Source organism: Streptomyces sp. NPDC002513, from assembly GCF_053595355.1.
The window spans coordinates 62,511-79,217 of the sequence record NZ_JBSFXK010000033.1; the positions used below are offsets into that span (position 1 = coordinate 62,511).

At 66.6% G+C, this 16,707-nt stretch carries 11 protein-coding genes and 1 pseudogene; 5 read left to right on the forward strand and 7 right to left on the reverse strand.

The annotated features are described in order from the left end of the window. Positions 1–119: 119 nt before the first annotated feature. Positions 120–587: pseudogene (locus ACWD5Q_RS21670) on the reverse strand (IS701 family transposase); the annotation flags it as partial. Positions 588–994: 407 nt separating this feature from the next. On the opposite strand from ACWD5Q_RS21670, the gene ACWD5Q_RS21675 reads away from it, so the two are divergent. Then, on the forward strand, positions 995–1,405 hold the full coding sequence (locus ACWD5Q_RS21675; RefSeq protein ID WP_451428662.1) for a hypothetical protein: 411 nt from the start codon (positions 995–997) through the stop codon (positions 1,403–1,405). A gap of 82 nt (positions 1,406–1,487) precedes the next feature. Next, a complete protein-coding gene (locus tag ACWD5Q_RS21680; RefSeq protein WP_451428663.1) occupies positions 1,488–2,891 on the forward strand; it encodes a VanZ family protein in 1,404 nt (467 codons plus the stop codon). Between the two features lie 192 nt (positions 2,892–3,083). Here the strand turns inward: ACWD5Q_RS21680 and ACWD5Q_RS21685 are convergent, their stop codons facing one another. From ACWD5Q_RS21685 to ACWD5Q_RS21695, 3 genes are all read right to left on the reverse strand, one after another. Then, entirely contained in the window at positions 3,084–5,237 is a 2,154-nt protein-coding gene (locus tag ACWD5Q_RS21685) for an AIPR family protein (protein WP_451428664.1), read from the reverse strand. Between the two features lie 53 nt (positions 5,238–5,290). Beyond that, on the reverse strand, positions 5,291–6,799 hold the full coding sequence (locus tag ACWD5Q_RS21690; protein WP_451428665.1) for an HsdM family class I SAM-dependent methyltransferase: 1,509 nt from the start codon (positions 6,797–6,799) through the stop codon (positions 5,291–5,293). A 198-nt stretch (positions 6,800–6,997) separates the two neighbouring features. Continuing rightward, on the reverse strand, positions 6,998–7,465 hold the full coding sequence (locus ACWD5Q_RS21695) for an ATP-binding protein (RefSeq protein WP_451428666.1): 468 nt from the start codon (positions 7,463–7,465) through the stop codon (positions 6,998–7,000). A gap of 156 nt (positions 7,466–7,621) precedes the next feature. Here ACWD5Q_RS21695 and ACWD5Q_RS21700 point away from each other — a divergent pair, with 156 nt between their 5' ends. Then, positions 7,622–8,491, forward strand: a complete 870-nt coding sequence (locus tag ACWD5Q_RS21700; protein ID WP_451428667.1) for a helix-turn-helix domain-containing protein — start codon at positions 7,622–7,624, stop codon at positions 8,489–8,491. Beyond that, entirely contained in the window at positions 8,488–8,709 is a 222-nt protein-coding gene (locus ACWD5Q_RS21705) for a DUF397 domain-containing protein (protein WP_451428668.1), read from the forward strand. Before ACWD5Q_RS21700 ends, ACWD5Q_RS21705 begins: the two co-directional genes overlap by 4 nt. A 66-nt stretch (positions 8,710–8,775) precedes the next feature. Here the strand turns inward: ACWD5Q_RS21705 and ACWD5Q_RS21710 are convergent, their stop codons facing one another. The 3 genes from ACWD5Q_RS21710 to ACWD5Q_RS21720 are packed head-to-tail and all read right to left on the reverse strand — an operon-like array spanning position 8,776 to position 15,517. Beyond that, a complete protein-coding gene (locus ACWD5Q_RS21710; protein WP_451428669.1) occupies positions 8,776–10,389 on the reverse strand; it encodes an N-6 DNA methylase in 1,614 nt (537 codons plus the stop codon). A gap of 5 nt (positions 10,390–10,394) precedes the next feature. Beyond that, the gene (locus ACWD5Q_RS21715; protein WP_451428670.1) at positions 10,395–11,837 is read right to left on the reverse strand and encodes a restriction endonuclease subunit S; all 1,443 of its coding nucleotides are present in this window, start codon (positions 11,835–11,837) and stop codon (positions 10,395–10,397) included. Beyond that, positions 11,834–15,517, reverse strand: coding sequence for a type I restriction endonuclease subunit R (locus ACWD5Q_RS21720; RefSeq protein WP_451428671.1), 3,684 nt, complete (start codon positions 15,515–15,517; stop codon positions 11,834–11,836). Before ACWD5Q_RS21720 ends, ACWD5Q_RS21715 begins: the two co-directional genes overlap by 4 nt. Positions 15,518–15,963: 446 nt before the next feature. Here ACWD5Q_RS21720 and ACWD5Q_RS21725 point away from each other — a divergent pair, with 446 nt between their 5' ends. Then, positions 15,964–16,353, forward strand: coding sequence for a DUF6083 domain-containing protein (locus tag ACWD5Q_RS21725; RefSeq protein ID WP_451428672.1), 390 nt, complete (start codon positions 15,964–15,966; stop codon positions 16,351–16,353). The last annotated feature ends 354 nt before the right edge of the window (positions 16,354–16,707 follow it).

Below are 16,707 nucleotides of genomic sequence, written 5' to 3' on the forward strand. Positions count from 1 at the left end.
CCTTCGGGCGTATCTCCTCCAAAGACCAAGTACGCCCCCCAGCCTCGCAACACGGGGTTGAGGTCGGCGACCACGGCGGACAGACACGGCAGCTGTAAGTCTTGATCTTGGTTGTCGGGTCAGGTAGTCGCTGCCGCGGTGACGTTGTTCCAGTGCCGGTGGCAGACGGCGGCGCGGTGTTGGTGTCGGCGGCGCCAGGCGGACCAGTGCAGGACGTGGTCGAGGTCGCGGTGGGGCATCGGGATGACGGCGGCTCGGAGAACGGCCAGGAGTTCGCGTGGGCTGGTGAGGACGAGGTCGATCCCTGCGGTGTCGGCTGTGTGGGTGCGGGCGCGGGTGACGGTCAGGACCGCGGCGGCCATCAGGCTGATCAGGCTCCAGCGCATCCAGGAGTTCCAGCAGGTCACCTGGCCCTGGTCGAGGCCGGTGGTCCCCTTCGCGCCTTGGAAGTCCTCTTCGATCTTCCATCTGGTGCAGATGATGTTCACGAGGTCGGCGAGGCTGACGGGGGCGGTGGAGTGGCAGCGGCAGAAGGAGAGTTCACGGGTGTAGCGGTGTCGGCGGACGACCAGGTAGGCGTGCCCGGCGGCGGAACCAGCTTGGCGGCGGCGGGCGAGGTAGGCGTCCCGGCGGGGGTTGCCGATCGCGTCCCGCAGCGGCTGGCGGTGGTCGCGGCCGAAGCGCCAGAACGCGGGCCCGGCCGGGCCGTGCTCGCGCAGCAGGTCCAGCGTGGTCGCCGCGATCGGGATGCGCGAGTCGTAGGAGTGGTAGCCGTCGTCGCTGTGCCACTGGCCCTCAACCAGCAGCATCGAGAAGGTAGTTAACGCGTCAAGGGCTGGTACTTTTCAGCCACACAGCCCTCGGATAGCTCAGATAATCCTCAAATAATCTTCACGGGTTGCATAGCTCATGGTCGGATGATGGTGAAACCTTTGCACTGACGCCGCTCCGCACGCCGGAGTGTTTGTCATGCCTTAATCAAAGGGGAAATCTAATGCGCTCCAAGGCCAACGCCGCCCTCGTCGCCCTTGCCATCGCGACGGGCTCTGTCATGTTCAGCGCGCCGGCAGCGTCCGCTGCCGCCTACTGCAGCAGCTCCGGCTGGACGGCCACCAACGAGCCCATGGAGCGTTGCACCTCGCTGACTAACGGCATCCTGTACAACAAGCAGATTTCGGGCACCACGATCTACACGACCTACTCCAAGACCGGCGGCTCCACCATCAGCGCCAAGCTCGGCTACACCCACTCCGGAACGACGACGTACGCCGCCGCAGTCGACATCGCGTCGGGCCAGACGGTGAAGAAGTCGTTCTCGGTGAGCTCCGGCTGGTACTGCGACAGCATCATCGGCGTCATGTCCGCCAACGGCACCAAGTACGAGACGCCCGCAACGCACTGCTGAAACCGGCACCCCGCAGGCTCCGTCCGACAGACGGGGCCTGCGGCCCTGTTCACCTGCACTCTGACAAAGCAAGGACCGCGCCGTGTTTTCCGCGATCTTCCAACATCACGTCGACTACCTGGTCGCCTGTACGCTGACCGCCCTGGTGCTCGGCGGCACGGCGTGGGCGCTCGCCCGCAAACTGGGCCGACCGCACGGCATATGGTGGTCCGCACTCGCCTTCACGGTGACCGGTGTCCTCGGCGTCACCTTCATGGGCGGCGGGCCCGCCAGTGGCACGTGCGTCCTCAACCACCAGTTCGCCGAGCCCTTCCACACCACACAAGGTGTCTGGAACCTGGCCATGATGGTGCCCGTCGGCACGTTCGCCCTCTTGGCCGTCCGCCGCCCCCTTCCCGTCCTGGTCGGCATCATCGCCCTGCCTCTGGCCATCGAGTTCACCCAGGCCACCGTCGACGGGCTGGGACGTGTCTGCGACAGCTCGGACGCCGAGATGAACATCATCGGCGGGCTCGTGGGATTTGCCGCCGCGGTGATCGTGCTCGCCGTGCGACAGTCAGTCGACTGGCAGGGCGGGGTGAAGGGCGCGTTGATCGCCTCCGTCGCGCTGTTGCTCCTCGGTACGGGCGTGGCGAAGCCGATGCTCTCCTTCACGAACGTGGACGGCACCGGCCTCTCCTCGGCGAACGCAGACCAGAAACAGGCCGTCGAGGCCGCCGTGAAGGAAGCCTTTGGGAACCGGTACACGATCGGCCAGCTGTACGAGCAGCCGTGCGGGGACACGTCGTGCAAGCACGTCCTCTTCAGCCTGCACAGCCGCGAGAAGGGGCACTCCAAGGAGTTCGCCGAAGCCAGTCTGTCCTGGCCGGACAAGAAGCACCTGAACGTGCTCCTGGAGGACAGCGACCGCCTCACCGCCATGGGATACCCGGTGCACGGAGCGGAAGCGCCGACCACCGACCGCGAAGCGCAGAAGGTCGCGCAGACGTACGCACAGCAGCGATACCCCTGGGCCAGGGGCGCGACGAGGCAGAAGACCAGCGCCGTCGGTGAAAAGGCCAGCCTGGGCTGGATGACGAGCTGGCGATGGATGTACAACGGCGTACTCATGCCCAGAATGCTCGACGTTCAGGTCGACAGGGGCGGGCGCGTATCCCAGATCGACGTCACCCTCGGCGCTACCCGCGCCGACTTCTCCAAGCTCGAACTCGACGCCCAGCAAGCCACGAAGGCGGTGGACCGAGCGATGGCGGCCAAGCTGCGAGCCAACGGAAGTACCGACGCCAAGTTCAAGAGTCAAGTCGTCACCCTAAAGGCAGACGACTTCGACGGCACGCTGAAGCCCTACTGGCTCGTCAACGTGACGTCATACCGCAGCGGGGCGAGCGACGACGCGCAGGAGCCGGCCCCTGTCGACACCTACCGAGTGAACGCCATGTCCGGCCAGGTGTACGACGCTGGCGGCGTGCCCCTCAAGGCCAACTGATGCAGCAGCAGGCACGGGCAACCCCGTGATCATCTGACTTTTAGTCGGGTGAAGACGGCGCTGGGGTTGTGGGAGAGCGTCTCGGACGTAGGTGACGCTCATGGCCGCCCCTCGATTGTGCCTACATAGCGCTCGATGTAACCACAAAGGAGGGGTTCGCGGGACGGCCCGAAAGCCCGTGCCGCTAGTCAGTCACTCGGCGTCCCCCGACTCCTCCATGCCGTCGAGGAGCCGCCGGGCGAGGATGGCGAGCGTCTCTCCGTCCTGCGTAGCCCAGCGGGCGGTGCCCTGGTTTGCGACCGGGCGACCTTCCCACTCGGCCAGCTCCCACATCCGTGCGATGAGACCGCTCGGCGAGTACGCGTTGCCGTCGGCGGCCCAGACGATCGGGCGCGCCCGGTTGCTGTTGGTCCACTTCGCGAGTGCCCGGCGCGGGTTCGCGTCGAGCCATGCGGCGAGCGCGTCCTTCTCCGGCTGTAGGTACAGGGCCAGGTGCAGCGGTGCCCCCTCCTCCAGGGCGCCCTTGTCGACGATGACGTGCACGGCGTTGGGCCTGCGGCGCTTACGCGGCTTGTTCTCCTCGCGCCGGTACTGCGCGGCGGCGTCTTCGCTTCCGCCGTCTTCGAGGGCTGCCAGGGCTGCGGTCACGAGGTCGGCGGCCTGCCCCGGATCGGCGCACACCCGCTGGAGACTCGACCGGGTACCCACACCGTCCAGAGCCTGTACGACCGCCGGGACAACGCGCTTGACCAGGTCTGGCACCTGCTCCTTGGCCTCGGCGGCCCACGTGAGCGACTGGTCCGGCTCGCCCATGCCGGCGTCCTGGGCGAGGAGCTGCCGGAACACCAGGTGGGTGATGAGGAACGTACCGTCGTCGATGACGGCGGCCGCGCGTCCGGCGTACTGTTCGCGTTCCGTACGCAGAGCCGTACGCACCGCCCGCAGGACGTTCACGGCGTTCCAGGTCTCATACACATTGGGCACGGAGCGGAAGAGGGGGTCGTAGATGCCGCTACTGCCCCGTTCCCACAGCACGTCGGTGGAGCCGGACGCGACGAGCCGGGCCACGAACCGGCTGCCGCTGTGGGCGCAGGCAAGCGCGCACGCGGCTTCCACTACGGAGCAGCCCTCGTCGTCCTGGGGTTCGAGTTCGCTGCGGCGCACGCTGTACACGAGGCCCAGTTCGGCACGGAACTCGTCGATGAGCACCGCCTGAACGGGGTCGAGGGCGATACGGTCACGCTCAGTGATGTGGTTCTGACGGTTAGTGGCCTGGGTGGTGCGGTTGGCGAACTCGGTGTCGCCGCCGGTGACGATGAACCGGACGGTGACCTGGGCGAGTCCGGCTTCCTCGGACTGCTGGGCGGCGTCGATGACGGAGCGTACGGTCTGTGCGCCGTTCACGACACTGGCGCCCTTGGCGGTGAGGCGGACGGGGTGGCGCTCGGGGAACTTCTGCGATCCGGGCACCGCTTCCAGGGAGTCGCACAGGACGGTGACTCCGTTGTTGAAGTACCAGAAGTGGAACGGCTCGCCGGTGAGGGTGTCCAGCAGCTCCTTGTTGATGGGGGTGAGCCCCAGCGGATTGCGGATGTTGCGGACGAACAGCTCGTTGCCGTGGTCGGCCCAGGTCGCGACCTCTTCGGCCTGTATGACGCCCTCGTAGGAGAGGTAGGGCGAGGGCACGCTGAACCAGGGGTGAAGCGTCGCCGTCAGCGTGACGGGTTCACTTTGCTGGTCCTTCCGGACCAGAGCGTGGATCTCCTTGGCGTGCAGAAAGCGATGGTCGACGTAGTCGCCGTGGGAGTTGAACTCCCCCTCGCCGTTCTTGATGACCTGCAGTACGCCCGGCGACGGGGGCTCTGTGCCCATGAGGACGATCACTTGCGTGATCTCGGTGGTCTTCTCACTGATGAGGTCGTGTGCCCGCTTGGCGAGGATCTGGCCGCGAGGGTTGAACTGGGCGGCCTCTCCGGAGTCGATGAGGGTCAGCCCAGCGAAGAGCTTGTGGACCGCGGTCTCGTCGGCCTTGGCCTTTCCGGTCGGGCTCCACTTGGCCTGGACGAGGTAGATGTGCGCGGCCGTCTCGTCTATCGCGATGGCGTCGATGCCCTGGTCCTGGCCTCCGTCGATGACGCAGTCGGCCGCCTGCTCCGGGGGCCAGCCTGTCATGATGCGCACGGCGTGCGCGGCCAGGGCACGGGAGCGGAAGGCGGGCTGGGTCTGCTCCGGCGGCCGGTTGCCGAAGTCACTGATGTCGATGAGGCCGGTGTACGTCTCGTCGAAGGCGCGCTCGACCTGACGGACCTGGGTGGGGATGTCGGGCTGCTGGGGAGTGGCGTTCATGGGTTCCTGTCCGGCTGGCTGCGAGCGGCGAAGAGGGCGCGGGTACGGGAGCGTCAGCTGAGCGAGTTGAGCACCACCTGGAAGCTCCTCTGCGCGTCGTCGAGGTGGTCCACAATCGACTGGGCGATCTCGCGCGGGTCGCCGAAGTCGTCGGGCGCGTCGGTGGAATGCGCCTTCAGATTGAGGTCGGCAGTGCGGCTGTCCAGTATCTTGCGCACGGCGTCACGGTCGTACCGCTTGAAGCGCGACGATTCGGTGCGCCCCGCGCACCCCTCTTCTCCGGGCCGGTAGGCCTCCAGGAACTCCGCGAAGTCCTCCTCCGTGAGCGGGTTCTCGGTGTCCGTGTGGTGCAGGTCGCGGGCGTCGTACACCCACAGCTCGTCGGTGGCCGGATCGCCGTTCGGGCGCAGGACGGACTTGGTGAAGAAGAGGACGTTCGACTTGGAGCCGGTGTCGTGGAACATGCCGGTCGGCAGCCGCAGCAAGGTGTGCACGTCGCAGTTCCTCAGGAGCGCCCTGCGGATGGTGGCCGCTGCTCCGCCGTGGAACAGCACTCCGTCGGGGACGAAGACGGCCGCTCTGGCCCCCTGGGGCAGGGTGATGGCCAGATGCTGGAGGAAGTTGGCCGGGAGTGTGGCGTTCTGCGCCCAGAAGTCGTCCCGCTGCTCGGTGTTCGCCTCGACGTTGCTCTTGAACGGCGGGTTGCAGATGGCGACGGTGCCGGCCACGTTCCGCTCGTAGCGGCGTACCAGGCGTTCCTTGGTGTCAAGCGAGTCCGCGCGCAGTATCGGCGGTACGTCGTGGAACTGACGCCCGGTGTTGAGGAGCACGTTCATCGTCGCGAGGCGGCACATCTGTACGTCGATGTCGGCACCGACGATGGCGGCGGCGTCCACACGGCCCCCGTGCGCGGCCATCTCACGGTGGGCGGCGATGAGACTGGTGCCGACCCCGACGGCCGCGTCGACCACTCGGTCCCGAGGGGTGAGGGCAAGCGCCTTGGCTATCACGGTGAGCAGGTGGGGTGGGGTGAGGAACTGGCCCGTCTCCCGCTTGGCCCGGATGTCGTCCCGGCAGTCGGCTATCAACAGGGAGAAGGCAGAGCCGAGTTCGTCCCGGGGCACGTCCGACCAACGGTACGGGTCGAACTCCTCGACGATCAGCCGACCGAGATCCGCCATCTTGTCGGCCGGCCAGGGGCGGGAGTCGTGGAAGAGGACACTCGCGATGGCCCGGCGGGGATCCTGCGGGTTCGGCTTGCCGAGTTCGGCCATCAGCCCAGTCAGGGCACGGTGCAGATCCTCACCGCCGGCGAGTACGAGGCTCGGCCAGCTGCCCGTCGGCGCGATCGGCGGGCTCGCGAACATCCCTGTCCGCTGGGTGCGTTCATGGTCGAGCTTGAGGAAGAGCAGATACGCGATGTGCTCGGTGAACTCCAGCCGCGTCAGCCCTTTGAGGCTCGGCTTCTGCTCGAAGAACCGCTGCCAGCGGTGGAAGATCCCCTCCGCCGTCCAGCGCCCCTCCGGCCCTCTCGCCCCGATGTTCTCGCGCTCCGTCGCCATGCCCCACCCGTTCTCGAACGTCCCTGTCCGAGTGGATACGCCGACGGGCCACCCCCCTGTTCCGGCAGCGTCGGATCCGGTGACGAAGCGCTCTGAGAACACATCTGAACCGGCCGATCGGGCCGCAGGCGATCAACTCCCCTCCAGGGTAGGCGCAAGGTCGGCACCGGGGCCCCGAGCAGTACTTTTTTCGGCCTGTCAGACCCCGCTCTCCTGCTGGTCCGGAATCCAGCAGCGCACCTGCTTGCCGACCGGCGTCCCCGTGACCCGCCACCCCGGTGCGAGCAGATCGACCAGCGGCAGTCCACGCCCCGACTCCGCCTCGGGGTCGTCGAGTCGTGCGCCGCCCCGCACGGGCAGCATCCGGCGGAACGGGTCGTGCAGCCTGACCCGGACGCCTCGCTCCGCATCATCACCGCGCCCGAGCGGCATGACCCCCACCTCGGCGACCAGCGGAACGAAGTCACCACACGCGCGGACCGCGTTGCCGCACAGCTCGGACATCACCAACTGCGTTGAGTACACAAGGCCTTCACCGGCCCCGGCGTCGGCGAGCGTCTTGGAGATGAGGGTGCGGGTGGCGCGGAGGTGGTCGGGGGTGGCGGTGAGGTGGAGGACGAAGCCGGAGGGGGTGGGGGTGTGGTACCAGCCGAGTGAGTGGGGCATGGGGGGCTCCTCTGCGTCGGGAGTGGACTTGCCTCGCCTTACGGTGATTTGAGAGTGGCCGCTATCCATGATCACCTGCAAGTTTGTCACCCGAAATGATGGATCGAAACTCCGTTCCCCTGGACCTTCAATGTGTCGTGGTGGAAGGCTCAGCGCATGCCAAACGTGCGCCCCGTACCTACCGTTCGACGTCGACGACTCGGTGAGGCACTGCGCCGGTACCGCAACGCGACTGGAATGAGTCTCGATGCGGCATCCGCGGAACTGGGCTGGCTCGGGACGAAGTTGTCGCGGATCGAGACGGCCAACGGACACATCCGCCCGGCCGAAGTCGCCCCACTGCTCAAGGTCTATGGAGTAACCGATCCCGATGTCGTGAGCGCCTTGGAAGGGCTGGCCAAAGACGCCCGAAAGCAAGGGTGGTGGCAGACGTACAGCGGGATTGTGGCACCCGCCTACGCGGACTACATCTCACTGGAGTCGGACGCGGAGAGCGTGCGCATCTGGAGCCCTCTGCTGGTCCCCGGACTGCTACAGACCGCCGGATACGCACGTGAGACGGTGGCCGCCAACGCCACCACCCGCACTCCCGAGGAGGTCACCGCGCTGTCCGAGGTTCGTATGGCCCGACAGGCCGTGCTCACCCGCCCGGAAGGTCCATTGAAGTTCTGGGCGGTTCTCCATGAGGCAGTCCTGCATCAGCGCTTCGCGGTACGACACGACACCATGCGCGAGCAGTTGCGGCGCCTCCTGGATGTGGCGGAGTTGCCCAACGTCACCATCCAGATCATGCCGCTGGCCGCGACTCCGCACCCGGGCGGTGCCGGTGGCTTCAACCTGGTCGGTTTTCCCGGTCCGATGCCGGCCGTCGCTCTCTTGGAAAACCTCATCGGCGCGACTTACGTTGAGGGTGTCGACGAAGTGCAGGTCTTCGCCGATGCCTTCGAGCGCATCGTGGCGGCAGCACTCCCCGTGGATGACTCGATGGCACTCGTCTCACGGATGGAAGAGGAAAGCCGCAGGTGAAGGAGCCAAAGGCCGAGCTGTACGCAGAGAATCTCTCTGCCGTGACCTGGCGCAAGGCATCCGCGAGCGCGGGCGAGAACGACTGCGTCGAGGTCGCCGAACTGCCGCACGGTGCGCGGGCCGTACGTGATTCGAAGAACCCGAAGCGGGAACCGCTGCGGTTCACCGAGTCGGAGTGGGCCGCGTTCCGGGCGGGTGTGATCGCGGGCGAGCTCTGAGCACGGAGAGAAGCGAACAGCGGCGGGCCGGTGGTTCTCGGTGAACCACCGGCCCGCCTGCTGGCTTTAGTTCTCGTCGGCCGACGGCGGTACGTCCTTCTTCAAGGCACGGGCCACGGCCGTGAACTGAGCGAGCGCCACTTCGAGTTCGTCGACGATCTCCTGGGCGATCACGTCCGGCGGCGCGTACTCCGTGGTCACGGCGGCATCGGACTTGAGCACCGTGAGGTCCAGGTTGACCTTGTCCCGGGCGATCAGCTCGTCGTAGTCGTACGCGCGGAAGCGATCACTCGGGGTGCGCTTGCTGAAGTCCGTGCCGCCGGAGTGGTACGCGGCGACGAAGTCGTCGAGGTGCTGGCGTCCCAACTGACGCTGCTTGAGCGTGAAGCGCTGGTCCGTGCGGAAGTCGTAGACCCAGAGCTCGCGTGTGCCGGGACGGCCTCCGGAGCGTTGGCCGGTCTTGTCGAAGAACAGGACGTTGGCCTTGACGCCGTTGGCGTAGAAGATGCCGGTGGGCAGGCGCAGCAGGGTGTGGACGTCGCAGAGGTTGAGGAGGTTCCTGCGGATGGTCTCGCCGACGCCGCCTTCGAAGAGGACGTTGTCGGGGAGGACGAGGGCGGCTCGGCCGTTGGTCTTCAGCAGGTTGTAGATGTGCTGGACGAAGTTGAGCTGCTTGTTCGTCGTCGGTGCCCAGAAGTCGGTGCGGGAGGTGTAGGACTCGCCGGTCACCGAGCCGACGCCGAAGGGCGGGTTGGCGAGCACGATGTCGTAGTGCCGCTTCGGGGGGCGGGCCAGGGAGTCCTGGATGGTGATGAGCGGCTTGGCCTCAGAGCTTCCGATGCCGTGCAGCAGCATGTTCATCAGGGCCAAACGGCCGGTCTCGCGGACGAGTTCGTAACCGGTGATCGCGCCGGTCTGGAGGGCGCGGCCCTTGTCGCCGTACAGCTCGTCCTCGTAGTTCTGGACGAGGTGGGCGTGCGCCGCGATGAGGAAGCCGCCGGTGCCACAGGCCGGGTCGGTGATGTGCTCACCGGGCCGCGGCTGGATGCAGTCGACCATGGCGTCGATGAGCGGGCGGGGCGTGAAGTACTGGCCCGCGCCGGTCTTGCGGTCCTCGGCGCCACGCTGGAGGAGACCTTCGTAGGCGTCGCCCTTGAGGTCCTGGTTCTCGGTGGTCCAGGTGTAGGGGTCGATCAGGTCCTTGATCAGGCGGTCGAGGACAGCTGGTTCATGGATCTTGTTCTGCGCCTTGGTGAAGACCTCACCGAGCATGGTGCCGCCGCGCTGGCCGAGATCCTTGAGGATGAACTCGTAGTGGTCGAGCAATGCTTCGGCGGACCGGGTGGTCAGGCTCTTCCAGTCCCGGCCCTCGGGGACGAGAGGCTTCTCGGGGGCGTTGCGCCGGAAGGCCGCCGGGCGGTTGGCTCGCTCGTCGGCCATCTTCAGGAAGAGGAGGTACGTGAGCTGCTCGACGTAGTCGAGGGTGGAGACGCCGGAGTGGCGGAGCAGTTCGCAGTACGACCAGAGGCGGTTGACGAGGGTGGAGGTGGAGGCCGGGGCGGCGGCCGTGGCCTTGGTCCTCGCTTCCGCCGCACGAGGGGCGGGAGTAGTGGTGCTGGGTGCCGAAGAGGCCGCCTCAGCGGGATCCTCGGGGGTCGGCTTGTCAGTGCTGCTCATCATGGTGCTCACAGGGGAAGTGCTTCCTGGGTGCCGGAGGGAACCGGTCGGCCGGAGGTCTGAGGCGCCGCCAGGGAGGTCGCACCGGACACGCGCTTACGCTTGGTCGGCTTGGCATCGGCGGCCCGCTCAGCGCGGATCCGGTCGAGGAGCACGGAGGCGGGCTCGTCGTCGGGGTCCTGGAGAACCAGGGTGCCGGTGAAGGCGGCATGGAGGAGGGTGCTGCGCAATTCAGCGGCCTGCACTTTCACAGACTCAATCACGTCGGCCATCTCGCCCGCATCAGCGCGACGCTGGGCCACCTGCTCCAGGAGCTCTTTTTGACGCATAAGCGGCGGGAGAGGAACCTGAATCTTCTTGACAAGGCCGAGACTCAAGTTTGGCTGAACGCCACCAGAAGCCAAGGCTCGATTTTCTTCGTATCGAGCTTCCAGAACAAGCTTCACCCAATCCCTACGGCACTCATACTCTGCTGCAAGTTGAATACCCGCGCATGCCTGATTGGTGGTTGCGTGAATCCGGAGCTCAGAACACTTCCCCCTAGTCCTACCTTCGCCATACATGGCAAGCAAGAGCGTGCCCGGCGGATATTCTTTGACAGCTGTCTCCGTCACCGCCCTGTCGGTAATGAATTTCTCAGCTCGATCTACGAATGGAGCGTTGAGGAGGGAACTGGTGACCCACGGTACTGTTCCGCCGTCGTAATAGTCCGACCTCCCCTTGAGAGGGGTAGCGCCAGACGAAACAGCGGCCATCTCGCCGATCGTCTTACTCTCCCAATTCGACAGTTCTGGGCTCGGCTTAGTAGCCCCAGCAAGCAAGGACGTAACAAAGTCCGTAATCCGCGCTCTAGCATCCGCTAGAGAAACTTCACCCGTCTCGATATGTGCCAGCTGCTCCTCCAGCTTGACGACGATGCGGTGTTGTTCAGCGAGAGGTGGGACAACGATCACTGTATCCAGGAGGGCTTTACGGGACACACTCGCCTGGTTCACATGATTGTTCAGGATCGACTTGAAATACCCAGTCGCCCACATGTGGTGCAACTGTGCAGCCAGGAACTTTCCGTCGAGCCCTTCCGGGCCACGCAGTCGGGTCATGTGGTTCGAGAAGGCGAGGGGTTCGGCGGAATTTACCCACGCCGTCTTCCCGACCAGCGCCGGACTGTTGGTGTTGTTGAACAGAACGTCGCCCATTTCGACGCGCCGGTCAGAGTTGTCAACGACGTATCGAGCGTCCAGGGTATCCAGCACTCCATTGCGAGTGATGTTCATCGGACGGAGATGAATGATTCCCTCACCGTCACGGTTGTGCTTACCGCTGGCGAATCCCGGTTGAACCTCAACACCCAATTCCCCGAGCGTCGCCCGAACCCACCCCGCAGGAAGCCCCTCCGCGACGTCCCCCCCGGAGCCCGAACCCCCTGGCCCCACACCCGAGTCGGTCGTCACGCGCTCAGCTCCCTGTCCAGCTCATTGATGATGTGTTCTGCCCGGGTCCCCCCGAATTCCGCGAGGAATCCGTCCGTGCCGTTGCGTGAGGTGAAAGGGGCGTAGTCGAGGTCAGCGGTATCGAAGCGTACACGCTCGGCCGTCGCCGCGGCGATGCGGTCGAGCCACCAGCGCTGTCGTTCGGTGAAACGCGCGCCCGCCTGTTCCTGGCGGGTGATCCAGGCCTGATAGCGCTCGCGCACGAGCTCCTCATGCGGGCGTGGTGCCGGGGCGCCCTGTGCGGCACCGCCCGCGAGTTCGTAGCGGAGCAGGGCCAGCAGATCGGAGGCCGTGTGCTTGCGGTGGGCCCCGTCGGGCACCGCCTCGCCGACCTTCTCGTATGCCTTCCACAGCCGGTCCGGGGTCCAGGCGCGCGGCGGGCGGGCGATGCTGCGGGCCACGTCCTTGAGCCGGTCCATGGCGACGCCCGGCGGCACGTCGGAGCCGGCGCTGAACGCGATGGACATCGCCGCGATCTCGTCGCGGTTGTCCGCGATGTACCGACGCCAGTCGCGGACCGTCTCCGTCGCCGCGTCTTTGTCGTCGTCGGCGGCCCCTGCGCGGAGAAGCTCGTCGGTGCCGTTCTCGTCGTAGAGGATGTCCTTCGCGCGCCGCATCTCCAGCAGGCGGGCGCGCAGCGGCGGCGTGGCGGCGAGGGCGCGGACGGACTGCTCGATGAGGTCGCGTACCGCACGCTCGGGGTCACGGCCCGCGCGTTCGGCGACCTCCCGGGCTTCCAGCTGCCGGTCCGCCGAGACGGCGTCGACCATACCGTGAACGATCTTCTTCAGTTCCAGCCCGCCGCTCAGACGCTGGATCTCGGCACGCTCCTCGTCCGTCATCTGGATGTCGAGCTTGGCGAGGCGGGCGGCGAGGGTGGAGACCTCTTCCTCCTCGATGGTGTTCGCGGCGGTCTTGCGGAGCAGCTTCTCCAGGCTGATCTGTTTGTCGGTGTGGCGTTCCAGCGGTGCCGCGTCGACCTTCGGCTTCTTCGTCACGCCGACCGCGTCGACGATCACAAATCGGGTCTTGGGGCCGACACCTGGGGTGACCTTCTCGAAGTCTGTGAGGGAGAGGGTCCGAGCGCCACGGCCCTTCATCTGCTCGAAGTACGCCCAGCTCTTGACGTCTCTGAGGAACAGCAGGCATTCCAGCGGCTTGACGTCCGTGCCCGTGGCGATCATGTCGACGGTGACCGCGATGCGCAGCTCAGGGAGGTTACGGAAGGCGGCGAGGCGCTCGGAAGCGTTGCGGGCCGCGCTGGTGATCTTCGCGCAGAAGTCGTTGCCCTTCCCGAAGACGTCGCGGACGACCTCGACGATCTCCTCCGCGTGGTTGTCGTTCTTGGCGAAGACCAACGTCTTGGGCACGTACATCTCGTCCCAACGCAGTGTGCCCGTGGCCCGGTCGTACTTCGCGCGCTCGGGGAAGATCTCCGTGAACAGGCGGTCGCGGAAGGTCTGAACGACCGTACGCAGCTGATCCTTGCTGATGACTCCGACACCAACCTGGTTGGCGCCGTACTCGATGTCCTCGTCGATGTCCTCGTAGCGCTGGCGGCGGGTGCGGCGGTCACGGACCGGGATGGTGCCCTGTGCGATGACGCCGCCCACGGCCGTTATCCGCGTCTCAATCTCGTAGACGGAGAAGTCGACGTTGACCCGGTCGGCCACCGCCTCCTGGTAGGAGTACTCGCTGACCAGGTTGCCGTTGAAGTAGCCGAAGGTCTGGGCGACGGGGGTAGCGGTGAGGCCGACGATGGGGGAGTCGAAGTATTCGAGGACAGAGCGCCACTTGCCGTAGATGGAACGGTGGCACTCGTCGACGACGATGAGGTCGAAGGCCTCCGGGGGGATGTCTGCGTTGTAGCCGACCTCAATGCCGCCTGGCACGTCGACGTCGTATTCGATCTCGCCGTCGCCCCGTTCGCTGCCCGGCAGGCTCGCGCCGGTGAGCTCCATGTAGAGGCGCTGAACGGTGGAGATGACGACCTTGGAGGAGGCGTACATTCCCTCCGCGCCGAGGCGCTGGACGTTGTACAGGTCAGCGAACTTGCGGTCGGTGTCGGGGGTCTTGAAGTTCTCGAACTCGGCAAAGGCCTGCACACCGAGGTTGTTACGGTCGACGAGGAACAGGACGCGCTCGGCACGCGCGTGCTTGAGCATCCGGTACGAGAACGTCACCGCCGTGAACGTCTTGCCCGCACCGGTGGCCATCTGGACGAGGGAGCGGGACTGGCCCATCCCCTGCTGGCCCTTGCCGAGCGCCACCGAGTTCTCCACGCCGCGTACCGCCTCGATCTGCGCCGGGCGCAGCGGGCGTTCGTCGAGGTCGGGCATACGCAAGCGCAGCCGGGCCCGGTAGCTGGGGGCCTGCTCGTCCTCCTCGGCCTGGCGGACCCAGCGGGCGAGGGTGCGCGGCTGGTGGAAGGAGAAGATGCGGCGGGTGCGGGAGTCCGGGTCGAGGACGGACCGGAAGCGGGTCTCGCCGCCGTCGCTCACGTAACGGAACGGGAGCGGGGTACGCCAGGCGCTGAGGCGCTGCTGGGCGTCGGTGAGGTGGTCGGCGTATCCGTCGGCCTGTGCCTCGGCGGCGGACAGGTCGGCGCCCTCGCGCTTGGCCTCGATGACACCGACGAGTTTACGGTCGACGTAGAGGGCGTAGTCGGCGCGGCCCCTGGCGGTGGTGACCTCACGGACCGCGACGCCGTTGCCCCGCCGGTCGCCCTGGACGTGGAGGTTGAGGTTCGCGCCGCCGTCCTGGACGTCCCAGCCGGCCGCCGTGAGCATCGCGTCAAGCCGCTTGCGGACCTGCACCTCGGTGAGGGGTTCTCGGGAGGCCTGCTCCGCGTTGTCGAGGAGACGGGCGCGCTCGGCGACTGCGGCCGACGCAGCGGCCCGGTCAGTGGTGTCGGCACGCCTGCGGCCGATTCGCGTGGCCTCGGCGGCGGCCTGGAACTCCTTGAGCTGGTCCTGCATGGCCGTAACCGCACGGGCCAGCTCCTCGCGCTCGGCCTGCGCCTGGGCGAGCTCGCGTTCGACGGCGGTCCGGGCGGCGTGCTCGGCCTGGGCCTGGGATGTCTGGTCGTGGTAGCTGAGGCGGGCCTCTTCCAGGTCCTTGCGGGCGCGGGCGACATCCTGGAGCAGGCGCTCGTTCTCGGCGGCAGGGGTGCGGTCGGGGCTGGGTGGCACGAACGGCAGCTGCTCGCGCGAGCCGGTGAGCAGCCGGTGATACCAGGTCCCGAGACGGAAGCAGGTGCGCAAGGCGCGGAAGGCGTCGTCGGCGCTGTCGAGTCCCGAGTGGTTCGCGTCGTTGCCGAGGGTGCGCACCTCGTGGAAGGCGGTGCCCACGTCGCCGTGCAGGTACCCCTCCCGGTCCAGTGCCCGCAGCCGGTCGAACTGGGTGCCGCCCTCCACCCGGACCCGTCCCCGGCTCACCAGGTCGGCCGCCATAGCCTCGCCGAACTGGCGGGATTTGATCAGTGACGTGTTCGGATCGCTGAAGACATGGCTCTCGGCTGCGGTTCCGTACGCGACGAGCAGCGGAAGGTGCGGCAGCAGGAACCCGAAGTTGCGGGACTGCCTGGCCAGGCGTACGAGTCGGGGGTCTGGTGCCTGGGACGCCCCGTCTGCGCTGCTCATGGGGTGGTACCGCCTCTCCGGGAGTGCAAAGGTCGCTGATGCTTGTGCAGCGTGATCGCCCGTCGAGCCTAACCGGCGGCCCGGTCTTCTGCGCCGGTCTTCGGCACTACAGCTCCGGCTGGCGTGACCTGACTCCCACCACCATCGAATTGCCACACGCCAGCGCCCGATCCGAACCGCGCCGCCGGTGGATTGACGTTGGATCTGGGGAGAGCATCGAGTGATGAGTGGGTCTGCTGCGCGAAGACGAGTGATGAGGCACAGAGCCGTTAGCCCCGGTCCGTATGGGCTGGGGGCTTCGTCGTGTACCAGCCGCACGCCCTCGGCTTGTGGTTGCTGGTATCACCTGCCGCGTCGCGTTCCGTTTCGCCAGTGGTTGGCTGCCACATGCGTCTCGTCCGATTCGCGCTCTACGCAAGTGCCGCCGAGCTGTCGACTCTGGCGTTATGGGGCTATTACAGGGAGAGCCGCGTCGACTCAATGGTGGGCAGTTGCGCTGCCCGTACTGCGGTTTGTTGCAGGACCGAGTGGCGACGCCTGAGCATGAATGGGTCTTGTTGGAACCGGACATGACTCCGCTGGCCCATACGGTGCCGGCGGAGCATCGGTGGATCGAGCTCTCCGACGGTCGGGTCACCGTCTACGGCGTGTGTCCGCCAGATCCGTTTCAACGTTGCCGTATCGAGCACCGGCTGGCCTGCTCGGCACAACGGCTACCGGATCTTTGGCCGTGGTTGACGATGCTGCGAGCGGAGAACGGGCGGCGAGCGGAGCGGCAGTTGCAGGCTGACCCGGAGCCGCCAGAGCTTCCGGAGGAATGGCCAGATGCGGGGTAACGGTCACTTGGGGCGGACATGCAGCTGGCGGCCATCGACTCCAGGTGCCCACCAGCCTTTTCGTCGTGTGACCACCTGATTCAAACCATTCCGCCTTTCCCTGTGACGCGCCTGTGACAGTCGGCGGACACGGCTATGACGTCCGGCGAGCAATCTGAAGAAACAAGGGCAATAACCCTAAACGGTCAGACCCCTCGCCGGAGGGCAGCACCATGAGCGCCACCCTCGCCATTCCGCACATCGAAGCCCCCGCCCCTACCCTCGTTGTTTCACGGCGGTAGCCGGTTGATCTTGCGTCCGTGATGTCGCGTTGATTCCTGTCCGGGGACGGTGCCGGTCAGGGGTGCGCGTCGG